This window comes from Providencia sp. wls1922, assembly GCF_009706505.1.
Taxonomy (GTDB): domain Bacteria; phylum Pseudomonadota; class Gammaproteobacteria; order Enterobacterales; family Enterobacteriaceae; genus Providencia; species Providencia lanzhouensis.
This window is the reverse complement of sequence record NZ_WLUG01000092.1, coordinates 131,414-156,263: the sequence shown is the minus strand read 5'-3', so window position 1 is coordinate 156,263 and position 24,850 is coordinate 131,414. Positions and strand designations below refer to the sequence as shown.

21 protein-coding genes and 2 pseudogenes are annotated in these 24,850 nt (G+C 40.3%); 9 read left to right on the top strand and 14 right to left on the bottom strand.

Going from position 1 to position 24,850, the window contains the following annotated elements; all coding sequences use genetic code 11:
- The first annotated feature begins 202 nt into the window (after positions 1–202).
- A pseudogene (locus GKR71_RS11735) lies at positions 203–1,078 on the top strand (colicin-like pore-forming protein).
- A 27-nt stretch (positions 1,079–1,105) separates the two neighbouring features.
- Here GKR71_RS11735 and GKR71_RS11730 read toward each other — a convergent pair.
- The 4 genes from GKR71_RS11730 to GKR71_RS11715 all read right to left on the bottom strand — a co-directional run bounded on the left by GKR71_RS11730 (position 1,106) and on the right by GKR71_RS11715 (position 2,590).
- Positions 1,106–1,390: a colicin E1 family microcin immunity protein gene (locus GKR71_RS11730; protein WP_230085073.1), complete on the bottom strand. Its 285-nt coding sequence runs from the start codon at positions 1,388–1,390 to the stop codon at positions 1,106–1,108.
- A gap of 240 nt (positions 1,391–1,630) precedes the next feature.
- Positions 1,631–1,963, bottom strand: a complete 333-nt coding sequence (tmaR, locus tag GKR71_RS11725; RefSeq protein ID WP_036953053.1) for a PTS system regulator TmaR — start codon at positions 1,961–1,963, stop codon at positions 1,631–1,633.
- Positions 1,964–2,151: 188 nt separating this feature from the next.
- The gene (locus GKR71_RS20395; protein ID WP_336431410.1) at positions 2,152–2,343 is read right to left on the bottom strand and encodes a type II toxin-antitoxin system RelE/ParE family toxin; all 192 of its coding nucleotides are present in this window, start codon (positions 2,341–2,343) and stop codon (positions 2,152–2,154) included.
- Positions 2,309–2,590: a type II toxin-antitoxin system ParD family antitoxin gene (locus GKR71_RS11715; RefSeq protein ID WP_036953050.1), complete on the bottom strand. Its 282-nt coding sequence runs from the start codon at positions 2,588–2,590 to the stop codon at positions 2,309–2,311. The genes GKR71_RS20395 and GKR71_RS11715 overlap by 35 nt, the downstream gene beginning before the upstream one ends.
- Positions 2,591–2,943: 353 nt before the next feature.
- On the opposite strand from GKR71_RS11715, the gene sbcB reads away from it, so the two are divergent.
- Positions 2,944–4,383, top strand: a complete 1,440-nt coding sequence (gene sbcB, locus GKR71_RS11710) for an exodeoxyribonuclease I (protein ID WP_036953047.1) — start codon at positions 2,944–2,946, stop codon at positions 4,381–4,383.
- 178 nt (positions 4,384–4,561) lie between these two features.
- Here the strand turns inward: sbcB and dld are convergent, their stop codons facing one another.
- The 5 genes from dld to GKR71_RS11680 form a co-directional block, all read right to left on the bottom strand.
- Positions 4,562–6,289, bottom strand: coding sequence for a D-lactate dehydrogenase (dld, locus tag GKR71_RS11705; RefSeq protein WP_154634313.1), 1,728 nt, complete (start codon positions 6,287–6,289; stop codon positions 4,562–4,564).
- A 332-nt stretch (positions 6,290–6,621) separates the two neighbouring features.
- A complete protein-coding gene (locus tag GKR71_RS11700) occupies positions 6,622–8,004 on the bottom strand; it encodes an APC family permease (protein ID WP_036953041.1) in 1,383 nt (460 codons plus the stop codon).
- Positions 8,005–8,528: 524 nt separating this feature from the next.
- Complete coding sequence (locus GKR71_RS11690) at positions 8,529–9,086, bottom strand: hypothetical protein (RefSeq protein ID WP_036953038.1); 558 nt, start codon at positions 9,084–9,086, stop codon at positions 8,529–8,531.
- Between the two features lie 186 nt (positions 9,087–9,272).
- Entirely contained in the window at positions 9,273–11,252 is a 1,980-nt protein-coding gene (locus GKR71_RS11685) for a ligand-gated channel protein (protein WP_154599453.1), read from the bottom strand.
- Positions 11,253–11,635: 383 nt separating this feature from the next.
- On the bottom strand, positions 11,636–12,421 hold the full coding sequence (locus GKR71_RS11680) for a DJ-1/PfpI family protein (protein ID WP_036953032.1): 786 nt from the start codon (positions 12,419–12,421) through the stop codon (positions 11,636–11,638).
- A 101-nt stretch (positions 12,422–12,522) separates the two neighbouring features.
- Here GKR71_RS11680 and GKR71_RS11675 point away from each other — a divergent pair, with 101 nt between their 5' ends.
- Entirely contained in the window at positions 12,523–13,158 is a 636-nt protein-coding gene (locus GKR71_RS11675; protein ID WP_051422698.1) for a TetR/AcrR family transcriptional regulator, read from the top strand.
- A 76-nt stretch (positions 13,159–13,234) separates the two neighbouring features.
- Here GKR71_RS11675 and GKR71_RS11670 read toward each other — a convergent pair whose 3' ends face one another.
- Together GKR71_RS11670 and yieE are read right to left on the bottom strand one after the other, a co-directional pair.
- A complete protein-coding gene (locus GKR71_RS11670) occupies positions 13,235–14,722 on the bottom strand; it encodes an amino acid permease (protein WP_036953029.1) in 1,488 nt (495 codons plus the stop codon).
- A gap of 145 nt (positions 14,723–14,867) precedes the next feature.
- A complete protein-coding gene (yieE, locus tag GKR71_RS11665; protein ID WP_154634312.1) occupies positions 14,868–15,731 on the bottom strand; it encodes a DNA-binding transcriptional regulator YeiE in 864 nt (287 codons plus the stop codon).
- Between the two features lie 190 nt (positions 15,732–15,921).
- Here yieE and GKR71_RS11660 point away from each other — a divergent pair.
- Together GKR71_RS11660 and nfo are read left to right on the top strand one after the other, a co-directional pair.
- Positions 15,922–17,002 (top strand): annotated as a pseudogene (locus tag GKR71_RS11660) (YeiH family protein).
- A 133-nt stretch (positions 17,003–17,135) separates the two neighbouring features.
- Positions 17,136–17,981 carry a deoxyribonuclease IV gene (gene nfo / locus GKR71_RS11655; RefSeq protein ID WP_036953020.1) on the top strand — a complete coding sequence of 282 codons (846 nt, stop codon included), beginning with the start codon at positions 17,136–17,138 and terminating at the stop codon, positions 17,979–17,981.
- An 81-nt stretch (positions 17,982–18,062) separates the two neighbouring features.
- On the opposite strand, the gene fruK is transcribed toward nfo, so the two are convergent.
- Positions 18,063–18,998, bottom strand: a complete 936-nt coding sequence (gene fruK / locus GKR71_RS11650; protein WP_036953017.1) for a 1-phosphofructokinase — start codon at positions 18,996–18,998, stop codon at positions 18,063–18,065.
- Between the two features lie 182 nt (positions 18,999–19,180).
- On the opposite strand from fruK, the gene GKR71_RS11645 reads away from it, so the two are divergent.
- The 3 genes from GKR71_RS11645 (at position 19,181) to yeiP (ending at position 21,728) form a co-directional block, all read left to right on the top strand.
- Positions 19,181–19,621: a nucleotide triphosphate diphosphatase NUDT15 gene (locus GKR71_RS11645; RefSeq protein WP_108477944.1), complete on the top strand. Its 441-nt coding sequence runs from the start codon at positions 19,181–19,183 to the stop codon at positions 19,619–19,621.
- Between the two features lie 147 nt (positions 19,622–19,768).
- Entirely contained in the window at positions 19,769–21,013 is a 1,245-nt protein-coding gene (gene mtr, locus GKR71_RS11640) for a tryptophan permease (RefSeq protein WP_108477943.1), read from the top strand.
- A gap of 142 nt (positions 21,014–21,155) precedes the next feature.
- Positions 21,156–21,728 carry an elongation factor P-like protein YeiP gene (gene yeiP / locus GKR71_RS11635; protein ID WP_036953010.1) on the top strand — a complete coding sequence of 191 codons (573 nt, stop codon included), beginning with the start codon at positions 21,156–21,158 and terminating at the stop codon, positions 21,726–21,728.
- A 150-nt stretch (positions 21,729–21,878) separates the two neighbouring features.
- Here yeiP and GKR71_RS11630 read toward each other — a convergent pair whose 3' ends face one another.
- Positions 21,879–22,223 (bottom strand): hypothetical protein, encoded by a 345-nt coding sequence (locus tag GKR71_RS11630; protein ID WP_108477942.1) that lies wholly within the window; start codon positions 22,221–22,223, stop codon positions 21,879–21,881.
- 1,052 nt (positions 22,224–23,275) lie between these two features.
- On the opposite strand from GKR71_RS11630, the gene mepS reads away from it, so the two are divergent.
- Positions 23,276–23,863, top strand: coding sequence for a bifunctional murein DD-endopeptidase/murein LD-carboxypeptidase (gene mepS, locus GKR71_RS11625; RefSeq protein WP_036953007.1), 588 nt, complete (start codon positions 23,276–23,278; stop codon positions 23,861–23,863).
- A 158-nt stretch (positions 23,864–24,021) separates the two neighbouring features.
- Here mepS and GKR71_RS11620 read toward each other — a convergent pair whose 3' ends face one another.
- A complete protein-coding gene (locus GKR71_RS11620) occupies positions 24,022–24,363 on the bottom strand; it encodes a hypothetical protein (RefSeq protein ID WP_036953005.1) in 342 nt (113 codons plus the stop codon).
- Positions 24,364–24,850 lie beyond the last annotated feature (487 nt).

The window sequence follows — 24,850 nt, the reverse complement described above, 5'->3', positions numbered from 1 at the left end:
AGCAAGTTACTGACGAAAGCCTTGATAGGAAACTATCAAGGCTTTTTTTTGCCCAATAAAAATTGAGTCTGTTGTAATTTATTAAATACTAAGGAAATTTATCATCTTAAAGCCTTTGACGAAATATCGTAGATAACTGCATTGTACATTTGCATAAAAGACATATGTACCGTGGGAAAACACACTTAATGAGGATATTTCTATGGATTATGATTATACACAAATAGACCATTGGAAAAATGGCCATGCCTATGCAAGCGATGGTGTATTACTACTCCCAACCCTTCATGTAAGTTACAACAGAATTCTTCCTGACCACATTCTGAATGCGATGGCAAAAGGATTATGTGGTGTCTGTGGGATCAGTAATTGCCGTTTCGAAAAGACATCTCCTTATAAAAAAATGTTAAGCGCCTATCAAAGTGGACAACTTGAATTAATGTATACCATTTATTGGCGCTCTTTTGGCGGGTTGTACCCAATGATGAAACCGAAAATAGAGCAGGATTTAAATGAAATAAATAAAATAGAGTCAGAGGAGATTAAGGAGTCAGTTAAATTTACAACTGATTTTTATAAAGAAGTTTTTAATACCTATGGAGAAAAAGCAGAAAAACTGGCTAAAACTATAGCGGAGCAATCCAGAGGAAAAAGGATTCGTAATGTTGAAGATGCATTAAGAGCTTATGATAAATATAAAACTAATATTAATAAAAAGATCGATACTAAAAACCGGAAAATTATTGCATCAGCATTAGAATCACTCAACGTTGATGAGATTGCAAAAAACTTGAAAAAATTCAGTAAAGGCATGGGCTTTGTAAGCTATTCAATTGATGCTAACGACCTAAGAATTGAATTGGTTAAAGCCGTAGAAACTGATAATTGAAGACCATTTTTTGTGAAAGTAGAAACTATATTAATAGGAATTAGTGCTACGGGTATTGCTGGCTTAGGTTTTAGTTTTTTATTAGGTGGACCAGTTGGTATATTAGGCTATGGACTTATACTTGCCGGAATAGGGTCTCTAATTGATGATAGCTTGGTAGAAAAAGCAAATAAGCTAGTTGGTTTATAGTAAGCCACAAGAAGGCAGTTCATTTGGTTACTGCCATCTTTTTATAAAGATAATTATTATAAATATTAACGTTATTGGAATTGCGAAGAAAAAAACAACACCATGATACAAAGCTAATCCTCCAGCCTTACCTGGAGTGTCCATCAACAAGCCTCTACTCCAAAATTCTTTAGTAGTAAAAATTAAAAAAAAGCTTTCCACAGCCCATTTAGCCAGCGGAAAAATTACAATGCCAATAATACTTATCAGTATAATTAATGGTTTATATTTAAGCTCATTATCTAAACAAGAGTATAAAAATAATAAACCCATAAACCATCCCCAGTACATATTTTTAATATAATATCGTTTATTCATTGCGTGCTTTCTTACCAACTAAAGAGTTAATGATAACAAAACACATATGCGAATGAAAACTCATAATAAAATTAAGTTATTAATATATATGCATTTTAAATCCAATCAACTAATCACTAAGTGAACCATCTCATTTTATTACTAAAAAAAAGCTGAGACATAGCTCAGCTTCCTTAAAATTAAATCAGACGACAATTACTTAGTTTCAGGTCGCGCCAGTTCACCCATTTCTTTAAGTTTTTTAGAGATCTCACGACGCTCTTTGGATAACTCAGCATTCTTAATGATGTAATCATCGATACGATCATCATAGTCGCTACGCATGTTTGCGATGATGCCATGGATATCATCAATGGACATACCTGGTTTGATATACTCACTCAGGTTATCTAACAGCAAAACACGTTTTTGGTTATCACGAATTTTCTTTTCGTTATCCGTGATTTCGCGACGAATTTTATTTTTACGACGAAACATACGCACAAATTCCAGTACATTCTGGAAAGTTGGTTTGTTGGCGTTATCCATGTTTAAAATCCCCTATTCAATAATCAAAATGTATTGTCTATTAACACAATACCTTCTTCTAGGGTCACCTTACAAGATACATTCGCTATTTTATTGATTTAATGTTACTCATAACATCTTGGTATTGATTCAATACACGGATCACTGTTTTGGAGTATTTGGAAGGAATAAAAAAGACAGTATGATTCTCAACGGGTAACGAGAATATATTTCGTCCTAACTCTCGTCGTTGTACACCAATAGTGAGCTAACAACTCAAAACTGTTAGTGAGCCGAATGAGATACTCTTCCGCCTTTTTAGTCCCAAAATGCTTCTGGCTATACCACCAAATAGCTTCTAAATCCTCATTCGCTTTTGGGGTCAGATTTATCGTTTTCATTTTTAACCTTATCTTTCATCCGTTGAAGGAATTTGGTTTGATCCCAAGCGATTGGCGTTCCACTGCTCAATCCTTCAGCAATAAGATCTTTTAATTCTTGCACATGGGATTGCGCTTGCTTTTCTTTAAGTAAACGCAAGGCATCACGTAAAACTTCACTCTGCGTTCTGTAATCACCTGAATTAACTAATGAATCGATGAAATCACGAAGTTCATCACCGAGATCGACTGTCATTGTTCTTGCCATAAGCTTTCTCGTATAAGATATATTCTTACATCTAGTATAGGTTCATCTATTTTTTTGATCCAGATTATTTTCTATACTCAATTTTTCTAGACTACTTTTGAGGTTAATATGGATAAAACACGCCTTCATAGCGATGCCATCGCTGAGCTTCTACGAAATGAACCCCACCTTATTAAATGTTATTTAGAGCACGCTTTGCTTGAAGCTAATGAAGATGGCGGCCAAGAGGCTCTTATTCAGTGTCTATCCCATATAATGCAATCGCTATCCCCCACATAAGTTTAGATTTTCTGCCAGATGGTTTACCATAGCATCAAACCGTTATGCGTTTGCATTTCTCACCTAAATCGACGATGGACCTCATTTTGAAAAATAAGCATAATCAGCCGACCTTTTTTATCCATGACTATGAAACATTTGGTAAGCATCCGGCGCTGGATCGCCCTGCTCAGTTTGCAGGTGTGCGGACAGACTTAGATTTCAACATCATCGATGAACCTGAAGTATTTTACTGCAAACCTACGGATGATTATCTTCCTCAACCAGAAGCGGTAATGATAACCGGCATTACCCCGCAAATCGCAATGGCCAACGGCATGAATGAAGCGGAATTTGCGAAGCGCATCCATAACGCATTCAGCGTACCTAACACCTGCATTATGGGTTACAACAATATTCGCTTTGATGATGAAGTGACGCGAAATATTTTTTATCGTAACTTTTATGACCCTTACGCCTATAGCTGGCAGCAAGGTAATTCTCGCTGGGATTTATTGGATGCATTACGTGCTTGCTTTGCGCTGCGCCCTGAAGGGATCAATTGGCCAGAAAATGATGACGGGTTACCTAGCTTACGCCTTGAGCACTTAACCAAGGCCAACGGTGTGGCTCATGAAAATGCCCATGATGCGATGTCTGACGTTTTAGCCACCATTAATATGGCTAAGTTACTGAAACAAGCTCAACCTCGTATGTTTGATTATTTCTATCAACTGCGAAATAAAAACAAAGTTAACCAGCTGATCGACATCGTGGATATGACCCCGTTAGTTCATGTATCGGGGATGTTTGGCGCGGTACGCTCTTATGTCAGCTTAGTGGCCCCTCTCGCTTGGCACCCTGAGAATAAAAACGCGGTGATTATGTGTGACCTGTCAGCAGATATGTCGCCACTACTAACGTTAAATGCGGATGAACTTCGTGAGCGCTTATACACACCGAAAGCTGAGTTAGGTGACGAGCTACCCGTCCCAGTTAAACTGGTACATATTAACAAATGCCCAATCCTTGCCCCTGAGAAGACCTTGCGAACAGTAGATGCTGAACGTACAGGCATTGACCGTGACCTGTGCATGCGTAATTTAGAGCTGTTACGTAAGAATCCTGATGTGCGTAATAAACTGATTGAGTTGTTTAGCGTCGCCCAACAATTTGAAGAAAATAATGATGTAGATAGCCAAATCTATAATGGTTTTTTCAGCCCATCTGATCGCTCTACGATGGATATTATTCGCGAAACGCCACCCCAGAATTTACCTGCGTTAGATCTTAGCTTTGAAGATAAGCGAATGAAGGAGCTATTTTTCCGTTATAAGGCACGCAATTTCCCTGCGACACTCTCTTATGATGAGCAACAGCGTTGGTTACAGCATCGCCGCGATTATTTTACTGAGAGCCGTTTAACGGATTATCTACAGCAAATTCAATTACTCATGGAAGTTCATCATGAAGATGAAAAACGCTGTCAGCAATTAAAAGCCTTAGTGAACTATGCCGCAGAATTAGCAAGTTGATTGTCAGTGATAGGGATGAAAATGGCTCTTTTTGAGTTGTAAAATTAACGAGGAAAATCAATTTGTTGATTTTCGCCTGATAACACAAAGAGGGAAAAACCACGCTTTTATCCCTCTTTGTGATCAATCTCATGGGCAGGAAACCCACCCATTTTATTATCTTCTATCTTTTAGTGGCCTAGTGGTCACAACCACAATCCCCTTCCCAATGTTTCCGCTTAGTGGTCTTTCCAAGACCTGGATTCATGGTATTTGTTGGGTCGGACTCTTTATAGAACGATTTCAATTGTTCCGGTGCTTTATATAAATGCCCAACGTTGTGCTCTGCTGGGTACTGAGCGCCTCGCGCATCCAGTAATTCCAACATTTTTTGCTTCAGCTCTTTCGGATCTACGCCTTTTTTCAAAACATAATCTTGGTGCATGACGTGGCACATAAAATGTCCGCAATATAATTTATGCACAATCAGATTTTCAATTTCTGGTGGCAATTTTTCAAACCAATCACGGTCATTACGTCTTAGTGCAATATCTAGCGGTAGGACATCTTCCACATCATTATTATGTACGGCATGATAGCGAACGGCAGATCCCGCAGCGGCAAAGCGATGTAAGAATGCTTTTGCACCTTCTTCTGGTGTGCATTCAAAATAGCCGCCATCAGCTGTGGCGAAGAAGGATTTCAACCAAACTTTAGCTTCATCTATACCGTCCCCCGCCATTTTGAGCATTAAATGGTGCTCGTACTGGTCACGGAACTGTTTCATGCGCGGTGGTAGATGAGATGGCCACAGTTTGCTTAGCAGCTGCATGGTGCGGTCAATTAAGTTTGATGGCAGAAATGGTACTTTATTCAGCACCGCATCCATACGCCCTTTAATGGTAAAGAAGGTTGGCATTTTGTTGGTGCCAAATTTATCGATCATTAAGAACGTATCTTTGCCGTAAATTTCGGCAATATCAAAGCAGCCACGGTGCATATATTCACCTGCGACAGGCAAATTTTCAAACTCACTCAAAATATGGCGACGAATGTCTTCTAGGACATCTGGATTGTTTGAACCAATATAGAAAACTTGTGTGGCTTTGTCCGCAGGGAAAGTATCTAAGCGAACAGCGAAAACAGCTAACTTACCCGCACAGCCTGAGGCTTCAAACAAACGACGCTCATCCGCATTAAAGCGCGATGGCGTGTCTGCATCGACATCTCGCACGCGTTCTGCGTAATCATGATCGGATGCCAACTTTTCACTATTTTCGATATCTTCACTGCTATAGCGACGGTTTTGTAGGTTGGTTAAGATCTCTTCTGGAGTTTTCCCCAATTCGATACCTAAATGGTTTACCAGCTCAACCTTGCCATCTTCATTGACGCGTCCATATAGGGCCAACTCTGTATAAGCCGGACCACGACGCACAAGGGAGCCACCAGAACTATTACAGATCCCTCCCACAACGGATGCACCAATACATGAAGAGCCAATTAAGGAGTGCGGTTCACGCCCCAGTGGTTTGAGGATTTTTTCGAGGTCATAGAGCGTACTGCCAGGCATCGCAACCACTTGGTTAAATTCGGGTAGGACTTGAATTTGGTTTAGGCGTAACGTGCTGATAATGACGATATCGCGATCATAATCATAACCGCTTGGGGTTGAGCCTTCAGTGAGCCCCGTGTTTGCCGCTTGCATGATCACAATTTTGTCAGCTTCGACACAGGCTTTAAATACATACCACTGTTCGAGTAACGTGGTTGGGAATACAACGGCAATGGCATCACCCACTCCTGAGCGGAAGCCTTTGCGATAACGTTCTGTTTTATGGGATTCGGTAAGGATATTTTTTTTGCCAACAATGTTCCTGAGTGTGAGTAATAATCGTTGGTTCTCAGGATTTTTTACATCATTCATCTCATGCCTTCCTGTCAGGGTCTTGTCATTAAACCCATCCACAATATCACATAAGATTAATATGTTAAGAAATTATTAATACCCTTTAGAAACAAAAACAGCACCCAAAGGCGCTGTTTTTATTAGTCATCAATTTCAGTTCGCAGTTTAACTATTTTGATGCCAACCTGTATTTGAAGTTATATTTAGGCAGCTATGCTGACATATATTCAAAATAATTCGTGTTGTAGCTAGGCGGCAAGCAAGCTAGACCCTAGGAGCATACATAAGTATGTGACTAGGGCTAGCGCGTGCAGCCAACAACGCTACGACGCGAAGAATGAAGAATATATTTATAGGTCGCTCATCTGCGGCATAGGCCTACGGAACATACGAGTCAGCACCGCCATATACACCAGACCAACCGCCGTCCAAATCAGACCATAAACCATTGAATCTTCTTCGATATTCAGCCACAGCACACAGACTGTTAGCGTACCGATGATCGGTAATATCAAATAGTTCATGATATTTTTGAAGCCTTTAATTCGGCGTTCACGAATAAAGAACTGGCTGATGACTGAAATATTGACGAATGTGAATGCAATCAGCGCACCAAAGTTAATTAATGCTGTTGCAAAATCCATCTCAAACCAGATAGCGCCGAGGGCTAAGAAGCCAACTAATAAGACGTTATAAGCTGGGGTACGCCATGTTGGGCTAACATAGCCGAACACTTTTTCTGGGAATACACCATCACGACCCATTACATACATTAAACGCGCACTACCCGCATGAGCTGCCATACCGGATGCTAATACCGTGACACAGGAGAACACAAGGATAATGGCTTGGAAGAATGACCCCGCCACAAATCGCATAATGTCAGGCTGTGTTTCGTTAATATTCGCAAAACGTGAAACGTCTGGGAAAAATTGCTGTAAGAAGAACGAAACGGTAATAAAAATCACACCACCAATCAGTGCAGTTAAGAAAATTGCACGAGGAATAACTTTACCTGCGTTTGGTGTCTCTTCTGACAGTGAACTTAACCCATCAAAACCTAAGAATGAGAAACAGAGTATGGTTGCCCCAGCTATCAGCGGGATCATCTCAGTTTTTTCATTCGCAAATGGATTGAATGTCCAGATCTCCCCTGTCCCTTCACCATTTGAAACGCCGTGGATCACTAAACCTGTGAATACTGCCATTACCCCCATTTGGATAATCGCAATTACAGTACTTAAGTTTGCAATCACGTTGATACCCCGTAAGTTGGCGGCAGTCATTAAAATAACCAAACCAATAACAAAATACGCAGGTTCAACATTCGGGAAAATATCTTGTAAATAAATTTTCGCCAATAAGATGTTGATCATTGGCATGAAAATGTAGGACAGCAAAGATGTCCAACCCACAAGGAAACCAATATGTGGACTCATTGATTTCTGGGCATAAGTATAGGCTGAACCCGCTGATGGGAAGCGTTTAACCAGCTTACCGTAGCTCAGTGCAGTAAACAGTATCGCAGCAAGTGCAATAATGTATGAAGTCGGGACGTGACCACCAGTCTTATCTGATACCATTCCGAAAGTATCAAAGATAGTCATTGGCTGAATATACGCAATACCAATCATAACAACTTGTACAAGCGTTAATGTCTTCGCAAGTTGAACACGGTTATTGGCGCCAGTTTGGTTGTGGCCGATATCTAAAGGTACGGAATTATTTTGCATGATAAAGCCCCCCCATAACTTTCGATTGCGTACTTCGACTCAATCGACAGTTACTGGGAAGACTTTGCATCTGCCTATAAGCAGAGAAGAAAGAAGAGAAGTGGAAAAGCGTCTGTGCGAAGCCGGTGTTTGCTCCGTAGTCATCAATGCGGCAACGACGACCGCTTGGCCCTGCTGCCAGTGCGAAAAAGTAAGCCATAAAAGCATTCCTCAAAGCTGTAGCATGAAATATTAGCTACACGTAAATATTTATTTATCTATCCGGCCTGATATCCGGCCCCGTTAAAATGAAAGAACCCTAAAAAGCAAAAAAACCGATGCCGGTTTTTATCAGGCATCAGTCATTTTTTAGTCCGCGCATTTTGCACGTCATACCTGTAAATAGCAAGCCAATTTGTTAACAAAACGCCCCCTTTTCGATGAGAAATTCTGATAATTTTAGACTTTCCGTTCTGATAGCTAATATGACATGCTTTTAAGACGATAAATGACACTAAAGCCGATTGATTATCCTTAATAAAATGCTAAACCGGTCGGTCTAATTTCGCGGCACTTTTTTCCAATAACATATCTAAACTTGAGTGCAGTAATTTACTTTTTACGGCTTTGGTTTCTGACTGCAATGGACTACCAACTTTGTTATCCATCGTATAGACCGTTACTTTTCCCTCTTGATGGTTATAAATCAATAAACCATCCACGCCATAATCATATTGGTCTTTAAAATTACCCAGTACCGATTGCATACTGTTTCTCGCCTCAACATCACCATTGACGGCTTTACGGAGTGCTTCGATGGATAATCCCACAGGAACCGAGTAGACATACAACACTTCCACATCAGAATCACCATCATCACTGCCATTACACATAAAGCAGCCGTCTCTTTGAACAGAGGATAGCCTCTCCATTTTGCGCAGTTCGATTAATAATTTTTGTCCATCTTGATACGGTGATTCTGAAATATCGAGAAAAACGAGTCGGTAAGGTCCCGGATCACCCGCAAGGGCATTGGAAATATAGCCTATAAAGAGTAAAAAACTCAGACAACTAGCTCTAAAATAACGGTTAAATTTGGGCATAGTCTATTCCTGCTTGGCTCCATATCGCGGTGAGGAAGATTGACGCAGTTAGAGATAAATAACCATATCTTTATTTCCGAATTACTGATTTTCTTTTTGGATATCTATTTTCTTTTTAAATAATAGTACAAAAAGCCCTTTGGCGATTAACCAAAGGGCTTAGATAAACAAAAACTAATGGTTTAATTAGAAGTTGTAGTTGATGCCGATATTATAACGACGACCTTCTAATTCCGCGCCATAGGTGCCTTGATCTACACGACGGTCCAATACGTTATAAACACCACCAACAATGTTGGCATTTTTACTTAGTTTATAGCTCGTACCCAGGTCAAACATTGCATAGGATGGTGTCCCTTTACTCATTTGCTGACCACGACCTTGATAATCTGAAGTTTCACTACGGAAATTCATACGACCCCAAGTTTGTAAATCTTCCGTTGTATCCCAAGTCAAGGTGGTATTTACCATGTGCTTAGGCTGCTTACTCAACGGCTTACCTTTATTTACGCCACTTTTTTGTTCTGTATGCGTATAGGTATAGTTCGCTGCAAATTCGAGGTTATCAAGAATTCCCCAGTTGAAAGTCACTTCAACACCTTGCATTCTTGCTTTGTCAACGTTGGCTTTATCGCTAACAAAACGGTACGGTTTACCTGGGGTATCACCTTCACCATCCGCTAACGTACAGTCTCTGATTGTGTCAATGCTATTGTCACAACGTCTGATTTCCGTAATTTTATCTTTGAAATCAGTATTATAAATAGTAACCCCAGCAGTTAAGTTATCTTGATTATTCCAAATAACACCAATCTCTTCAGTGATACTTTTTTCTGGTTTAAGATCTGGGTTACCGTAAATGACGGCATTTCCTTTACCACCGCCAGTTGCTTGTCCCCAGTTTGCCGACGATTCACGTAAACTTGGTGCTTTATAACCTGTGGATACACCACCTTTAATCGTCCATTGCTCATCTGCATGCCAAACACCGTATAAACGGGGGGTCCAATGAGCACCGTAGTTTTCATCATTATCCATTCGCAGACCACCTGTTAATGCAAAGTCATTTGTCATTAACCATTCATCTTCTGCAAATAATGCCCAGCTATATCTGTCTAACTCACTATTTCCCGGCAGCTTGTTACTTTGATCTTTTAGCTTTTCCTTACGGTACTGACCACCAATACTGACACTGTGATCACCCAGTAAGAAAACACTTTGGTTACGGACGACTAAATCTTCTACCGTCATTTTACGGCCTGGGTTTTTCGCTTCATCGTACTGAACATAAGTGTCCGTCGATGCAAGATCATAAGTACCTGTATGCGTTAAAGCTACATGAGTCATATCGTACTTACTAAATCCGCTACCATCACCATATGCAGCGGTATAACCCTCACGATAGTCACGATGCTGGTTATCTTTTTTAAAGTCTAAATCAAAGGCGTTTTGCTCATTTGGTGTCAGTGATAATGTACCGCCACCACTAGTCATAATTTGGCGACCAAATCCATCAATAATTTTATCTTCACTTCGGTGTGAATATTGACCTTGTAACTTTATTCCTAATAAACCATCAACTAATGGTCCCGAGGTATAGAAGCTACCTTGCCCTGTATTACCTGAATTTTTGCGTTCTGTAATGGTAGTATCTGCTCGTAAACTTGTTGTCCACTCTTGCTGAACACGACGAGTAATAATATTGATAACCCCGCCCATCGCATCAGAGCCGTAAAGAGAGGACATTGGACCGCGAACCACTTCGATGCGTTCAATAGCAGGTAATGGTGGCAACCAGCCTTGTTCGATACCTGATCCATCACTATTTGGTCGGATGCTACGAGTATCCACACGTTTTCCATCGATAAGGATCATAGTGTACTTCGCATCCATTCCTCGGATACTAATATCGGAGCTACTACCGCCACCAGTAACAAGAACACCAGGAACATCCTTCAGGGCATCCGTCACATCGCGATAAGCTTTAGTTTCTAGCTGTTCACGTGTCACAACGGAAATTGATGCTGGCGCATCTTCAATCTTTTGCTGATAGCCTGATGCAGTTGTTACAAAAATTTTATCGCTGCTGTCATCCGCAAAAGCAGGTACCGCAGTGATAGCCGCAATAATACTAACTGCTATTTTTCTTTTAGTAAAAACAACCATTCCCAATTCTCCAAGAGATTTCTTTATCTTAACAATGAATTTTCTATGCTCAGCATGGGTCGTCTAACGCCCCAAAGGTTTATTATTCTTTTGACATGATACTTTCTGAGGTTTACCACTTTCGAAGCTAAATCAATTAAGTAATTAACTCTCATTCGCAGGCGGTAACAATAATGTAAATGGTAATACTTATCAATACCATTATTGAATGATTCATGACTTTCCTTGATGAATTGTGTGACTTAAGTCAAAGGTTAAATCTTTTGAATCAAGATCTGCGGCTGATTATTCATCAGTCGTAGATCCGATTAAAAACGAAGAAAGGTGAGCGCTTGTCAAAGGAAGACTAAATACAAGCGCAAAAAGACAGTAGATACGGAAGGTTATTGATTAATATTCAGGCTAAATTGTGCGTAACCGCGTTTTGCCGCAGCGTGATACTGTTGGTTTAGTGGTGCAGTCATCTGTTGTGCTATTGCCGTCATTTCAGGGCCTGCGAGTTCAGGGGAACCCGTACGAAACGGCGGGCGAGGATCATACTCAATTGCCAATTCGACAAGGGAGGCAACCTCTTCCCCACACAAGGCTTTGAGCACCAACAGTGAAGCGTCAAATGAACCAGTTGCCGGCCCAGAGGTATAAATCGACCCATCGATGACGACATCGCTGCCCCCTACAGCAATTGCCCCTACGTCTGGTAGCATCGGGACAACATTGCTATTACTTGTTGCCCGTTTACCCCGCAATAACCCTGCCGTTCCTAGCATTAACGAGCCATAGCAAGTACCAATCACCGTTTTTGCGGTATGCCCAACCCGTGCAAAAAACTGAATCACTTCAGGATCTTCAATAACCTCCGGAGGCACCATACCCGTGACTAAAACATCTAAATCATCAGGGCACTCATCGAATGTCATTGTTGGCATAGTTGGCCACCCTGTGTAGCCCTCAAGCAACTCTTTACGCTTCCAGATAAAATAAATTTCAGCGCCCACAATAGTAAAAACGGATTGTGCCCCATTAATATCCATTGGCATAAATCCTGGGCAGACAAAAATACCCACTTTAAGTAAAGAAGATTGTTGTGCCCTACCCCCTGCAATCAGCGCCTGAATTGACGGAGTCGTTAACCCAGCAGCCGTGCTAATAGCATAATCATATTTATTCATTCTATTACCTTTGGTTATTTAATCGCCATTATTATACTGATCGGTAAGATAATATATGATATACAATGAAGTAAACTATTTTTGTACTGAATGGTAATAAAATGGCACAAAAAGGTAGACCACGAAATTATGATAGCCATGAAGCACTAAATAACATCATGGCGTTATTCTGGCGCAAGGGGTATTCCGCGACTTCACTTGAAGATTTGGTTAACGTCACTGCGATGAAAAAGCCGAGTCTCTACGCCGCTTTTGGAAACAAAGCGCGACTGTATGAATTAGCAATGGCACGGTTTGGTGAAATCGCGCAGGCACATTACGCAGCTGCGCTGGCTGAGCAATCGCCAAATGAGTCATTGTTCGCACGACTTAGCCGTTGGCTTCGTGCCACCGTCTCCTTGTATAACGGAGTAGACGGTAAAACGGGCTGTATGGTGCTCTCTACTGCCGTAGCAGAAACCGATGACCCACAGGTACAAGCCTTCCTAAAAGACGTTATCCTTGCACAGGAGACGATGCTTATCACTTGTATCGAAAAGGAAAAATCGGCCTTACGTGAACCTGAAAATGCGCGATTACTGGTAAAAACACTTATCGCATTACTGCATTCAGTATCGCTACGAGCGAGAGCGGGCGAAACAGAAGAGGAGTTGTCCGCGCTAATTGATGCGGGAGAGATGGTGCTGCGTGCAACGCTAGTTATACCAGAAAACACCCAATCAACGTCATCCCCTTAGAAAACAAAAATGGGTAATGTTGTCAGCAAACTCACTGACCAACATTACCCATTAACATCTTAATTTTAAGAGAAAATTACTTCTCTAAATTCTCTTTATATGACGGGAAGCTCATCTCTTTATAACGGATAATCGAGGTTTTCTTCACGATTTTATATCCGAACCAGATAGCTAAGAATAGAGGAATACCGATATAGGTTGCGGTAACACCTACCCAGTCAATCTTATCTTCTAAGAAAGCTTGATAGTTTTGACCCAGTGTAATCACTAAGCACAGGATAAAGGCGAAAATTGGCCCGATTGGGAAGAAACCAGAGCGGTATGGCAAGTCATTAAGATCTCTACCTTGCGCAATATAGCCTCTTCTGAAGCGGTAATGGCTGATGGCAATCCCTAACCACGCGATAAACCCAGTCATACCTGACGTGTTTAATAACCACAGATACACCGTTTGGTTACCAAACATTGAGCTTAAGAAGCACAGACCTGCCACAACCGTGGTTGCCAGCAATGCATAACGTGGTACGCCACCTTTAGAGAGGCGAGCAAAGATTTTCGGTGCTTTACCTTCACGAGCCAAGGTGTACAGCATACGCGTTGAGGCATACATCCCTGAGTTACCCGCAGAGAGAACCGCAGTTAAGATAACGGCATTCATCACCGCTGCCGCTGATAATAAACCTGCATTCTCAAATACTAATGTAAATGGACTTACGCTAATGTCTTTCACGTCGTTACGCAGTAAGCTTGGATCAGTGTAAGGGATAATTAAGCTAATGATTAAAATCGCGAAGATATAAAACAGCAAAATACGCCAGAACACTTTACGCACCGCACGAGGGATATTTTTCGCTGGATCTTTTGACTCACCCGCCGCAATACCGATTAATTCAGTACCTTGGAATGAAAACCCTACGATCATCGCCACACCAATCATGGCAGAGAAACCACCAGCAAATGGTGCATCACCAATTTCCCAGTTATGCCAACCCGCGTTTTCTGCGCCGTTCATAATGCCGAAAATCATCAGCACGCCAACGACGATAAAAATAACCACCGTGGTCACTTTGATTAGCGAGAACCAATATTCCGCTTCACCGAAGCCTTTAACGGAAATGTAGTTCAGTAAGAAAATGATTGCTAAGAAGATAGCACTCCAGATCCAGCCTGGGGTATCTGGGAACCAGTAGGTCATCACTAATTGTGCCGCTACAAGGTCAACCGCGATAGTCACCGCCCAGTTGTACCAGTAGTTCCAACCTAATGCGAAGCCAAAGCCTTCATCGACATATTTTGCGCCATAAGTCGCAAAGGAGCCAGAGACTGGCATGTACGCAGCTAATTCACCTAAGCTGGTCATTAAGAAATACACCATTAAACCAATAATGGCGTATGAGAGGAGCGCTCCACCCGGTCCAGCTTGTGCTACTGTGGCACCGGATGCCACAAATAAACCGGTTCCGATGGAGCCGCCAATTGCGATCATCGCGAGGTGGCGAGCTTTTAGTTCTCGACGTAATCTTGGTCCGCCGCTCATCGATGTCGTTGTATGTTGTTCTGCCATCTGTTCCCTGTATTTTATTTTCAGTCAATAACGCGGGGGATTCTAACAAACTCAAACGGCAGAACTAAGCAACTCTTTGCTGTTATAAGATACCTTCATAATCCAGCGATAATTATTAGCAAAACACGTTATAGTGAATAAAACGTCAATTACAATAATCCAGCAGATTCGTTATCGCGTTAGAAAGATGCTTCTGACGGTGATAAATCAGGTATAACGTACGCTCAAGTTGTAACTCTTCCACTTCAAGCTCCACCAGCGTGCCATTCCCTAATTGCTCCGCAATCACTCGTCGAGATAAACAGCTGATACCCATCCCAAAACGTACCGCATGTTTAATCGCTTCAGAATTACCTAACTCCATTAAAATATGGAATCCTGGAAGGTGAGCAAAGAGTAGTTGATCTAGTACATCGCGCGTACCAGAACCTCTTTCACGCAAGATCCATGGCGCATCTTTTAACTCTTTTAAAGTCACTTTTTTTTGTGCTAATGGGTTACTTGGCGCGGAAAACACCACTAACTCATCTTTTAACCACGGTTTTGAAATAAGCTCAGGACTGTGGCAAACCCCTTCAATCAGCCCCACATCAGCCCGAAACTCCATCACGCCTTTAATGACTTCCTCAGTATTTCCGATAAATAATTCCAGTGGAATTTCAGGATTATCATGACGGTACCCGGCTAAAATCTCAGGCAACATATAGTTACCGATTGTGGTACTTGCCGCCAAACGAACTGCGCCCATCTCTTTTTTGAACAGTTGCTCGACTTCAAATGCTTGTTCTAATAACGCTAATGCCTTTGGGTAAAGTAGGCGCCCATGTTCGTTAGTGACAAGTCGTTTACCTACACGGTCAAAGAGTTGCACACCTAATTGCCCTTCCAAGTCAGTCAGTGAAGCGCTCACTGCGGACTGCGATAACGCTAATAATTGCGATGCTTGCGTCGTGGAGCCACTTTTTAATACTTCCGTGAAAACTTCAAGCTGCCTCAGTGTAATACGCATACAGAAAGCTCCAAGATGATTATGTAGTTGTAATAATATTGTTAATATTAATCATTTATTAGCAATATACCAGAAGAAACTCGTAATCTATTTTTTAGATAAATAATACAAAAACAATCAATTTAGATTATTACATTTTTTGTTATATGCTTATTCCAACTTAATCTAAGTCGTCATAAAGAGTGTAGTCATGGATAAAACTGGAACCAAAGCAATCACACAAAATAATTCATTCCCTATTCTAAAACTTGTTCCGGGGATCATTTTAGCGGGAATTTTAACAGCCATTGCCATATATCTTGGTGAACAATCATGGTTTATGGATATCGGGCTGGGCGCGCTCACTCTGGCTATTCTTCTTGGTATTTGTGTGGGAAATACCGTTTACCCTGCGATTAGTACAAGTAGCGATGCAGGGATTAAATTCGCTAAGCACTATTTTTTACGTGCCGGTATTATTTTGTATGGCTTTCGCCTGACTTTTCAGCAAATTACCGACGTGGGAGCCACAGGACTGATTATTGATGCACTCACATTAACCTCCACTTTTTTTCTTAGCTTATTGGCTTGGTAAAAAAGTATTCAAACTTGATGATGAAACCACCATGTTAATTGGTGCGGGTAGCAGTATTTGTGGTGCAGCTGCCGTAATGGCAACCGAGCCGGTCGTTAAAGCGTCCGCAAGTAAGGTCGCAGTTGCCGTTTCAACCGTGGTGATCTTTGGTACCATTGGTATTTTTGTCTACCCATGGTTATATCAGTTAAATGCGCATTTCGGCTGGATCCCTGCGACTCAAGAAACATTCGGGATTTATATCGGTTCAACCGTACATGAAGTCGCCCAAGTTGTTGCCGCAGGTCATACTATTGGTCCAGATGCAGAAAATGCTTCTGTGATAGCGAAAATGTTACGCGTGATGATGCTGGCGCCGTTTTTAATTATCTTATCTGCATTTATTAGCCGTAAAAATGCGGCCAGCACGCAAGAAGGCGCCCAAAAAAGTAAAATTACGATCCCTTGGTTTGCGGTGATTTTTATCTTAGTCGCCGCGTTTAACTCATTCAACTTATTACCTGAGCAACTGGTTAAACAAATTATTACGTTAGATACCATCCTATTAGCGATGGCGATGGTGGCATTAGGGTTGACAACGCATGTCAGTGCGATTCGACAAGCGGGGATCAAACCTTTATTGATGGCTGCTATCTTGTTCGCTTGGTTAATTTTCGGCGGTATAGTGATTAACGTTGTTATTCAGTCGGTGTTTTAACCCTCATTTTCTACTTGCTAAGTTTGTCTCCTTTTTTGAGCACCTCCGATTGCCGCTTTTTATAAGCGGCATTTTTTTATTGGTTTCATTTCTTTAGTTATTAATGGCATACTCCTGAAAAAAGGAGTCTATCATGAAATATGTTGGAGCACATGTCAGCGCCTCTGGCGGCGTAGACCAAGCAGTGATTCGCGCCCATGAAATTGGAGCCACTGCATTTGCCTTATTTACCAAGAATCAACGTCAATGGAAAGCCGCCCCCCTTAGTGATGAATCAATTAAAAGCTTCAAACAAAACTGCGCTAAATACGGTTATGGGAAGCACCAAATTTTACCCCACGACAGTTATCTCATTAATTTGGGGCATCCTGAATTTGAAGCATTAGAGAAATCTCGCGTCGCTTTTATTGATGAAATGCAGCGTTGTATGCAATTGGGAATTGACCTGCTGAACTTCCATCCCGGCAGCCACCTTAAGCAAATTGAAGTTGATGATTGCCTCGCGCGTATTGCAGAATCGATCAATATCGCCTTAGAAGAAACTGAAGGTGTTATCGCCGTCATTGAAAATACTGCAGGACAAGGGACAAATCTGGGGTTTGATTTTACACATCTAGCTAAAATCATCGAACGCGTTAAAGATCAAAGCCGTGTCGGTGTTTGTATTGATACGTGCCATGCCTTTGCCGCAGGTTATGACCTGCGCACAGCAGAAGATTGCGAGAAAACATTCCAACAATTTTCTGACATTGTGGGCTTTGAATTCTTAAAAGGTATGCATCTTAATGATGCGAAAAGTGAATTTGCCAGCCGTGTTGACCGCCATCATAGCTTAGGTGAAGGCAATATTGGCTATGCACCATTTAGCTATATCATGAAAGACCCACGTTTTGATGGTATCCCGCTGATTTTAGAGACCATCAATCCCGATATTTGGCCACAAGAGATTGCATGGTTAAAATCGCAACAAAATAGCTAAGACAGCTAATAGACAAAAACCATCGCAAACAAAAAGGCGGCCTTCTATAGCCGCCTTCTCAATGAAATAATCGTACAATATTTACAATGATTTCATCTCAATTTTCGCCATCATATCCGCCAGCTTATTACGATTTTTTAAGCCAACATCAGGCTGAGAAACCGATAACGCAGAAATTGCGGTCGCCATACGGAGTGTATGCTCGCTAGTCTCACCATTTAATAAGCCGTAAGCTAACCCTGCGACCATTGAATCCCCAGCACCTACCGTACTGACAACCTCACATTGAGGCGGTTTTGCAAGCCAAGATCCTGAAGCATTTACCCAAAGAGCACCTTCTTCACCAAGGGAAATGACCACGTGAGAAATGCCTTTATCACGCAGCTCATGTGCCGCCGCAATAACATCTTTTAAATCAGGTAATTTACGCCCTACCCATGTTTCTAACTCTTGACGATTAGGTTTAACTAACCATGGAGATGCTTTCAGACCCGCTTTTAATGCTTCGCGGCTACTATCAAAGATAATACAAGGGCATAATTGACGCAGACGAGTCATCCAACGTGTGAATTCTTCAGGTTCAATCCCATTAGGTAGACTTCCGCTTACCACCACCATGTCAAAATGACCAAGCCAATTAAGGGATTCTGTGGAAAAACGGTTCCAATCTTCTTTACTGACATCAAAACCAGAGAAATTAAAGTCTGTCGATTCACCGTTATTTTCTGTGAGCTTAACATTAATGCGCGTACGACCTGGCACCATGCTAAAGCGGTTTGCCATGCCATTTTCACTAAAGAAGTGTTGGAATTCTTCTTGGTTGTCCTTACCCATAAAGCCGCTAACAGTGATATCAATACCGAGGTCACGCAGGACTTTTCCTACATTAACCCCTTTGCCTCCAGCATTGAGACTAGCGGTCTTAACTAAATTGACTTCACCGACTTCGATGGAAGGGCATAGCCCCACAAGGTCATAAGCAGGATTTAATGTAATTGTAGCAACCCGGCGAGTCATAACCACTTATCTCCCTTATCATTATTGTCTTCGTGCAGACGGTCTTATCACAAGATTTTCAGGGCATAGTTATAACACTAATAACTGTTAGTTTCAGTGATATTTGTATTTTTTCCTGATTGTAATTTGAAAGTAACGTGGCAAAATTCTTTCCTTTATAAAAATAAGAAGAAGGAAAAATAATGTCGGATCCTCAATATGTTGTTGTTGGTGTCGGCGTACTGATTACTAACGCCCAAGGGCAAATTCTCCTAGGTAAACGTAGCAGTCAGCATGCGCCTTACTGGTCTATTTTCGGAGGCCATGTTGACCCAGGAGAATCTTTCGAAGCCTGTGCAATCCGTGAAATAAAAGAAGAGATTGGTATTGATATCGAGACCCCAACCGTATTTGGTATCAGCAATAATATCGAAACCTTCCAACAAGAAGGAAAACATACCGTTTCCATCTGCATGCATGTGGAATATAACGGAGAAAAAGCCCCACAGATCATGGAAGCGGATAAATGCGAAAGCCTGTTGTGGATCTCCCCAACTGACCCATTACCTGAGCCTCATTTTGAAGCTAGCCGTAATACCATTGAGCTATGGCTCAACAAACGCTTTTATCAGCCTCACCACTAAACCCCATATGCACAAATTTTATCCTATTTGTGCATATAGTAATCACCATTAATTATTTTTTATTTTATTATCTTTTAGATGTTTACATTATTTCAGTCCTAATGTATCGTTCAGCTAGTACAGTGAAACAATCATTCAGGAGTCATCATGGAAGCCGATGTAACAAAACCACCAAAGCGCCCCTCTATTTTAGGCGGTTCAATGATCATAGCCGGTACCGCAGTCGGTGCAGGTATGTTTTCTATTCCAATGGTGACTTCAGGTGTTTGGTTTTCCGGTTCAGTTGTCTTACTGATCTACACATTTATCTGTATGTTATTATCAGGATTAATGATTTTAGAAGCCAATATGAATTACCCTGCAGGTGCTAGTTTTCATACCATGGTAAAAGATTTATTAGGCTCCGGCTGGAATACCATTAATACCCTCTCCATTACGTTTGTATTATATATTTTGACCTATGCCTATATTTCGGCAGGTAGTTCAATTATTACAGAGAACATTTCTCAATATGTTCAAGTTCCACAAGCACTCTCAGGCTTTGTTTTTGCAGTCGTTATCGCGTTTTTTGTTTGGTTATCTACCCGCGCGGTTGATAGGTTAAGTACGATTTTAATTGGTGGGATGGTGATCACGTTCGTCATGTCTATTGGTGGCATGGTCACAACCGCTTCGCCTTTAGTTCTCTTCGACCAATATGAAAATAGCCACAGTGAATATTTACCTTATGCATTAGCTGCATTGCCTTATTTACTGACCTCTTTTGGTTATCATGGTAACGTGCCGGGATTAGTGAAGTACTACAATAAAGATAGCCGTAGTGTCATGTTGAGCTTAGTCTACGGTGCAGGAATTACCGTCACTATCTATATCTTATGGCAGTATGCTATTCAGGGTAATATTCCGCGCTCATCCTTTATTGCGATCAGAGAAAATGGTAACAATATTGGTGCGTTACTGAATCAAATGAATATTTCCGCACAGAGTAGCTTTATTTCACAATTTTTAACGCTGTTCTCTTACATGGCATTAGCTAGCTCGTTTTTAGGCGTATCCCTCGGCTTATTTGATTTTATCGCTGACTTCTTTAAATTTAACGATAGCCATCAAGGGCGATTTAAATCAGTCATTATTACTTTCTTACCGCCAACAGTTTTAGGTTTAGCGTTCCCTGACGGCTTTATTTATGCCATCGGTTTTGCAGGACTTGCAGCCACTATTTGGGCGGTCATTGTCCCTGCCATGATGGCAAGAGCAAGCCGTAAGCGTTTTCCTAATAATAGCTATCGAACACCCGGCGGAAGCTTTGTGATTGGGTTCGTAATCTTATTTGGTTTGATTAACGCAGCAGCCCATATTTTGTCTCTGTTAGGTTTATTGCCTGTTTATTAAGTTATTCAAAGACAATCATTGGTTAAAAAGAGATCCCTAGCGTGAAAACTAGGGATTTTTTTGATGTTAACATCTTGCCTAATCCGTTATCTGCGAGTAATTTTGTCGAACTCTTTTTGACTAATAACAAAGAAGGTTATTTATGGCTAAGGCCAACGAAATCAAACGTGGTTTTGCAATAAACTACAACGGGAAATTACTGCTGGTTAAAGACATTGATATCCAATCCCCAAGCGCTCGTGGCGCAAGTACACTGTATAAAATGCGCTTTACCGATATCAAAACCGGCCAAAAAGTTGAAGAGCGCTTCAAAGGCGATGATATTTTAGACACAATTTCACTCACTCGCCGTGCGGTAAGCTTCTCGTATATTGATGGTGATGAGTATGTGTTCATGGACAATGAAGACTATACCCCATATATCTTTAAAAAATCTGATATTGAAGAAGAGCTACTATTTATTCCTGAAGAAGGTTTACCAGGAATGCAGGTTTTAACAATGGATGGGCAAGTGCTAGCACTTGAATTGCCACAAACTGTCGATATGGTAATTGCTGAAACAACACCAGGTATTAAAGGCGCTTCTGCAAGTGCTCGTACTAAACCTGCAACAATGCCGACTGGCTTAACAGTTCAAGTTCCTGAATATTTAACTACCGGTGAAAAAATCCGTATTCACATTCCTGAACGCCGTTATATGGGGCGTTGTGATTAATTATTTTGCTCTATTTTCTCAGTATGAAAATAAGCTTACATTACCTATGGGCATTCCGCCCATAGGCGTCATTATAAATAAACATCACTCATCCTAGAAACGCATTCCATTTAACATTCAAAAATTAATATAAAAATGACAATTTAGTTATTAGTCATAAATAACCGTGTAAACCCCTATTTTATTTTCCTTATTAATCCATTTGAATGTTTGAGTTCCTTTATGATTTGGAAGTACAGTTCCTTTTTCAGTCAATTTATTAAACTTTACTGACGTCGTTTTAACGGCTCCATCATCATTCCAACATTTTGTATCAATACTCTGTTCAATACTCGTGATAACGCAAGGTGATGCGACAATCGCGCCGACAAAGTGGATAGTACCTGATGCAACGGGTTTTGCTTCGCTATGTGTAGAGGCTTTAGCGTGCATACCGAATGTTAATGCCATTAAAGAAAATACTGCTAATGTTATTTTTTTTACTGAGTGATCCACAAGAATTTCTCCGCTTAAAATTAAGTTATCGTCAATTACTAGAATTTATTTACATCTAATTGATGCGTTGTTTAATAAATTTCGGATATAAGCTTAATTTGAGTAGGGAAATAGTTATTTCACATATGGTCGCCATTTTTTATTTTTAGAAACCCGCAAAGGGAGGCAAGATTTTTAGCGTTTAAAATTTAACTTAGATACAATAAATTTCATTGGAATTGATTTCATTTATACAACAAATCACTTTCTATTTTATTAAAATTAGTCATCTTATCCATCAATCACATTAGATGTTTATTAATTAGAACTGCTATCAACAATTCTCTAATTAAATTCATTTTCTTAGTAAATTTTTAATCTATTTAATTCCTTTCACTTATTAAAAGAGTAAAATTTCGTAGCATCGAATAATGAACATAACTGTTTAGCTCTCTTCATTGGAAGCTTAATGCATAAAAAACACACGATAATGTAGTAAGAATATCCGCAACATATACCTATCTAATACGGACAATTTGTTTTTACATTTAAGTGACAAACAATATAAATTTAAACTTCTTTACAAATCAGATTGAAATTTAAAAAATCACCACTGTTTTTATAAAGATATTAGATAATAAACGTGACTATGATCATGTTTTCTTTGAAAACGGTCTTCCTAAGAGCGCAAAAACACTGGATTATTCGCATTCTGAAGGCAAGTTAATGATGGATCTCTCGTTTTATATAATGTTTTGTAAATTATGCCCCTATTAACTCGCCATTTCAGCTTTGTTTATGTATATTCTTTATGTTTGGTTAAAGAACCTAATATTCATCAGCCAAATATATAAAATAAGTACGATTTTTAGCAGCTTCTGATTATCTTTTTATAATCAACAGGTGTTAGAGCACAAGATAGCTGCTAATTTAGAGCATAATTTGTTCGATACATAAACACTTTCTGCGAAAAATACACTCAGTCGTTTAATGCGTTTTTCACAGGGATCAGTTTAAGTGTGTTGTGTAATTTCCACACGGCAACAAATAAAATGGCAAGGGATATTCTATTAATGTTAACTTCTGAAAAATTTAAGCGCTATATCTGGCGCATTGTTCCGGCAGTCGCAATTGCCGTAACGCTTTCAGCATGTACGGCACCGAAAACGTCGAAGAATGGTCAGACAACCACAAGATCTTCAGATGCTCGTATGTTAAATGCAACATCGAATGACTCACTCGCAATGGCATCTCAAGATGAGTTCGAAGATTTAGTCAGAAGTGTTGATACCAAATCCAAAATAATGGATCAATATGCAAGCTGGAAAGGCGTAAGCTACCGTTTAGGTGGAACCACGAAAAGTGGTGTTGACTGTTCTAGCTTCGTACAACGTACTTTCCTCGAACAATTTGGCGTGCAATTACCACGTACTACCTCTGAACAAGAGTCTTCAGGTAAAAGTGTAAAACGCAATAATTTAAGAGCGGGTGACTTAGTTCTGTTTAAAACAGGTCGCACGATGAAGCATGTAGGGATTTATATCGGGGACAATAAGTTTGTTCACGCCTCTACAAGCAATGGCGTTATTGTTTCTGAAATGACTAACGATTATTGGAGCAAGCGTTATTACGCAAGCCGCCGTGTGGTTAATGGTTCATAGAACCCAGAAACATTAATGCAGTAACATATAGATACCTTGCCAATAAAAAAGCTTCCAGGCTCTAAACCGGAAGCTTTTTTATTGGGCCGAATATCATAAAGACGACCTTAAGATTAAATAGTTTCAATGCCATTAAGCACAATAGAAACCAGAAGCCATTAAGCACAATAGAAACCAGAAGCCATTTCTGCGATAGCAACACCGGATGCTTTTAAACGGCACATTGCGGTTAGCTCATCACTCGCTCGGATAAATAAACACATCTCTTTTTGCCATTCTAAAATGGCGTTATCGATCTGCATTTCCGATAACGATTCAGATAAATGCTTCATTGCAATACAATCTGTTGCACAGTCGTGGCTCAGCAATTTTAGCCCCACTAGCTTATCGCTATTCATATCATTCATAGGTACAACTTCAACATCAGTCCCTATTTTTCCCGATAACCAGCGGTAGCTTTGCGGTAGCCTGTGCACCACCGAAAGACCTAATTTTTCCACAAAAATTTCCTATTAAAACATGTCATCATTTTGCCAAGTAAATTGACTAGCCAAATCGCCATTTAATTTACATTTCACTCAATGAATATCGATTCTTTTAGATACTGAAACTCCCCCAAGAGACAACGTCCCTCTTCCTTGTACCTCTCTCTATATTAGAGAGTGAATAGAGCTACATATGTCTTAAAGAAATCCTCGTTCAAACCGAACTTTTAACTCAATCAAAAAGTAACATGAATGTTAAAAGCAAGAACTTAAATATAACATTAAAAAAGTAGCATGTCGTTAAATTTTTGTGACATACATCATTGCATACGAATTTTTTTGACAAAAAAGTTAATTATTAAACAAATTTTGAGAACAACCATCAAAATAAACCATAGTAAATCAATTTATTTTTTACATTATTATTCAAATGTATTAACAATTATCTCTTTTTTAAGCTCATATAGCCTTATTTCGGATTATTAAAAAATGAGTTCCACTT

Excerpts from the sequence above, each read along its gene's own strand:
- GKR71_RS11730 (WP_230085073.1), bottom strand. The coding sequence starts at position 1,390 with ATGGGTTTATTATTTTTATACTCTTGTTTAGATAATGAGCTTAAATAT.
- tmaR (WP_036953053.1), bottom strand. The coding sequence starts at position 1,963 with ATGGATAACGCCAACAAACCAACTTTCCAGAATGTACTGGAATTTGTG.
- GKR71_RS20395 (WP_336431410.1), bottom strand. The coding sequence starts at position 2,343 with ATGAAAACGATAAATCTGACCCCAAAAGCGAATGAGGATTTAGAAGCT.
- GKR71_RS11715 (WP_036953050.1), bottom strand. The coding sequence starts at position 2,590 with ATGGCAAGAACAATGACAGTCGATCTCGGTGATGAACTTCGTGATTTC.
- sbcB (WP_036953047.1), top strand. The coding sequence starts at position 2,944 with ATGGACCTCATTTTGAAAAATAAGCATAATCAGCCGACCTTTTTTATC.
- dld (WP_154634313.1), bottom strand. The coding sequence starts at position 6,289 with ATGAATGATGTAAAAAATCCTGAGAACCAACGATTATTACTCACACTC.
- GKR71_RS11700 (WP_036953041.1), bottom strand. The coding sequence starts at position 8,004 with ATGCAAAATAATTCCGTACCTTTAGATATCGGCCACAACCAAACTGGC.
- GKR71_RS11690 (WP_036953038.1), bottom strand. The coding sequence starts at position 9,086 with ATGCCCAAATTTAACCGTTATTTTAGAGCTAGTTGTCTGAGTTTTTTA.
- GKR71_RS11685 (WP_154599453.1), bottom strand. The coding sequence starts at position 11,252 with ATGGTTGTTTTTACTAAAAGAAAAATAGCAGTTAGTATTATTGCGGCT.
- GKR71_RS11680 (WP_036953032.1), bottom strand. The coding sequence starts at position 12,421 with ATGAATAAATATGATTATGCTATTAGCACGGCTGCTGGGTTAACGACT.
- GKR71_RS11675 (WP_051422698.1), top strand. The coding sequence starts at position 12,523 with ATGGCACAAAAAGGTAGACCACGAAATTATGATAGCCATGAAGCACTA.
- GKR71_RS11670 (WP_036953029.1), bottom strand. The coding sequence starts at position 14,722 with ATGGCAGAACAACATACAACGACATCGATGAGCGGCGGACCAAGATTA.
- yieE (WP_154634312.1), bottom strand. The coding sequence starts at position 15,731 with ATGCGTATTACACTGAGGCAGCTTGAAGTTTTCACGGAAGTATTAAAA.
- nfo (WP_036953020.1), top strand. The coding sequence starts at position 17,136 with ATGAAATATGTTGGAGCACATGTCAGCGCCTCTGGCGGCGTAGACCAA.
- fruK (WP_036953017.1), bottom strand. The coding sequence starts at position 18,998 with ATGACTCGCCGGGTTGCTACAATTACATTAAATCCTGCTTATGACCTT.
- GKR71_RS11645 (WP_108477944.1), top strand. The coding sequence starts at position 19,181 with ATGTCGGATCCTCAATATGTTGTTGTTGGTGTCGGCGTACTGATTACT.
- mtr (WP_108477943.1), top strand. The coding sequence starts at position 19,769 with ATGGAAGCCGATGTAACAAAACCACCAAAGCGCCCCTCTATTTTAGGC.
- yeiP (WP_036953010.1), top strand. The coding sequence starts at position 21,156 with ATGGCTAAGGCCAACGAAATCAAACGTGGTTTTGCAATAAACTACAAC.
- mepS (WP_036953007.1), top strand. The coding sequence starts at position 23,276 with ATGTTAACTTCTGAAAAATTTAAGCGCTATATCTGGCGCATTGTTCCG.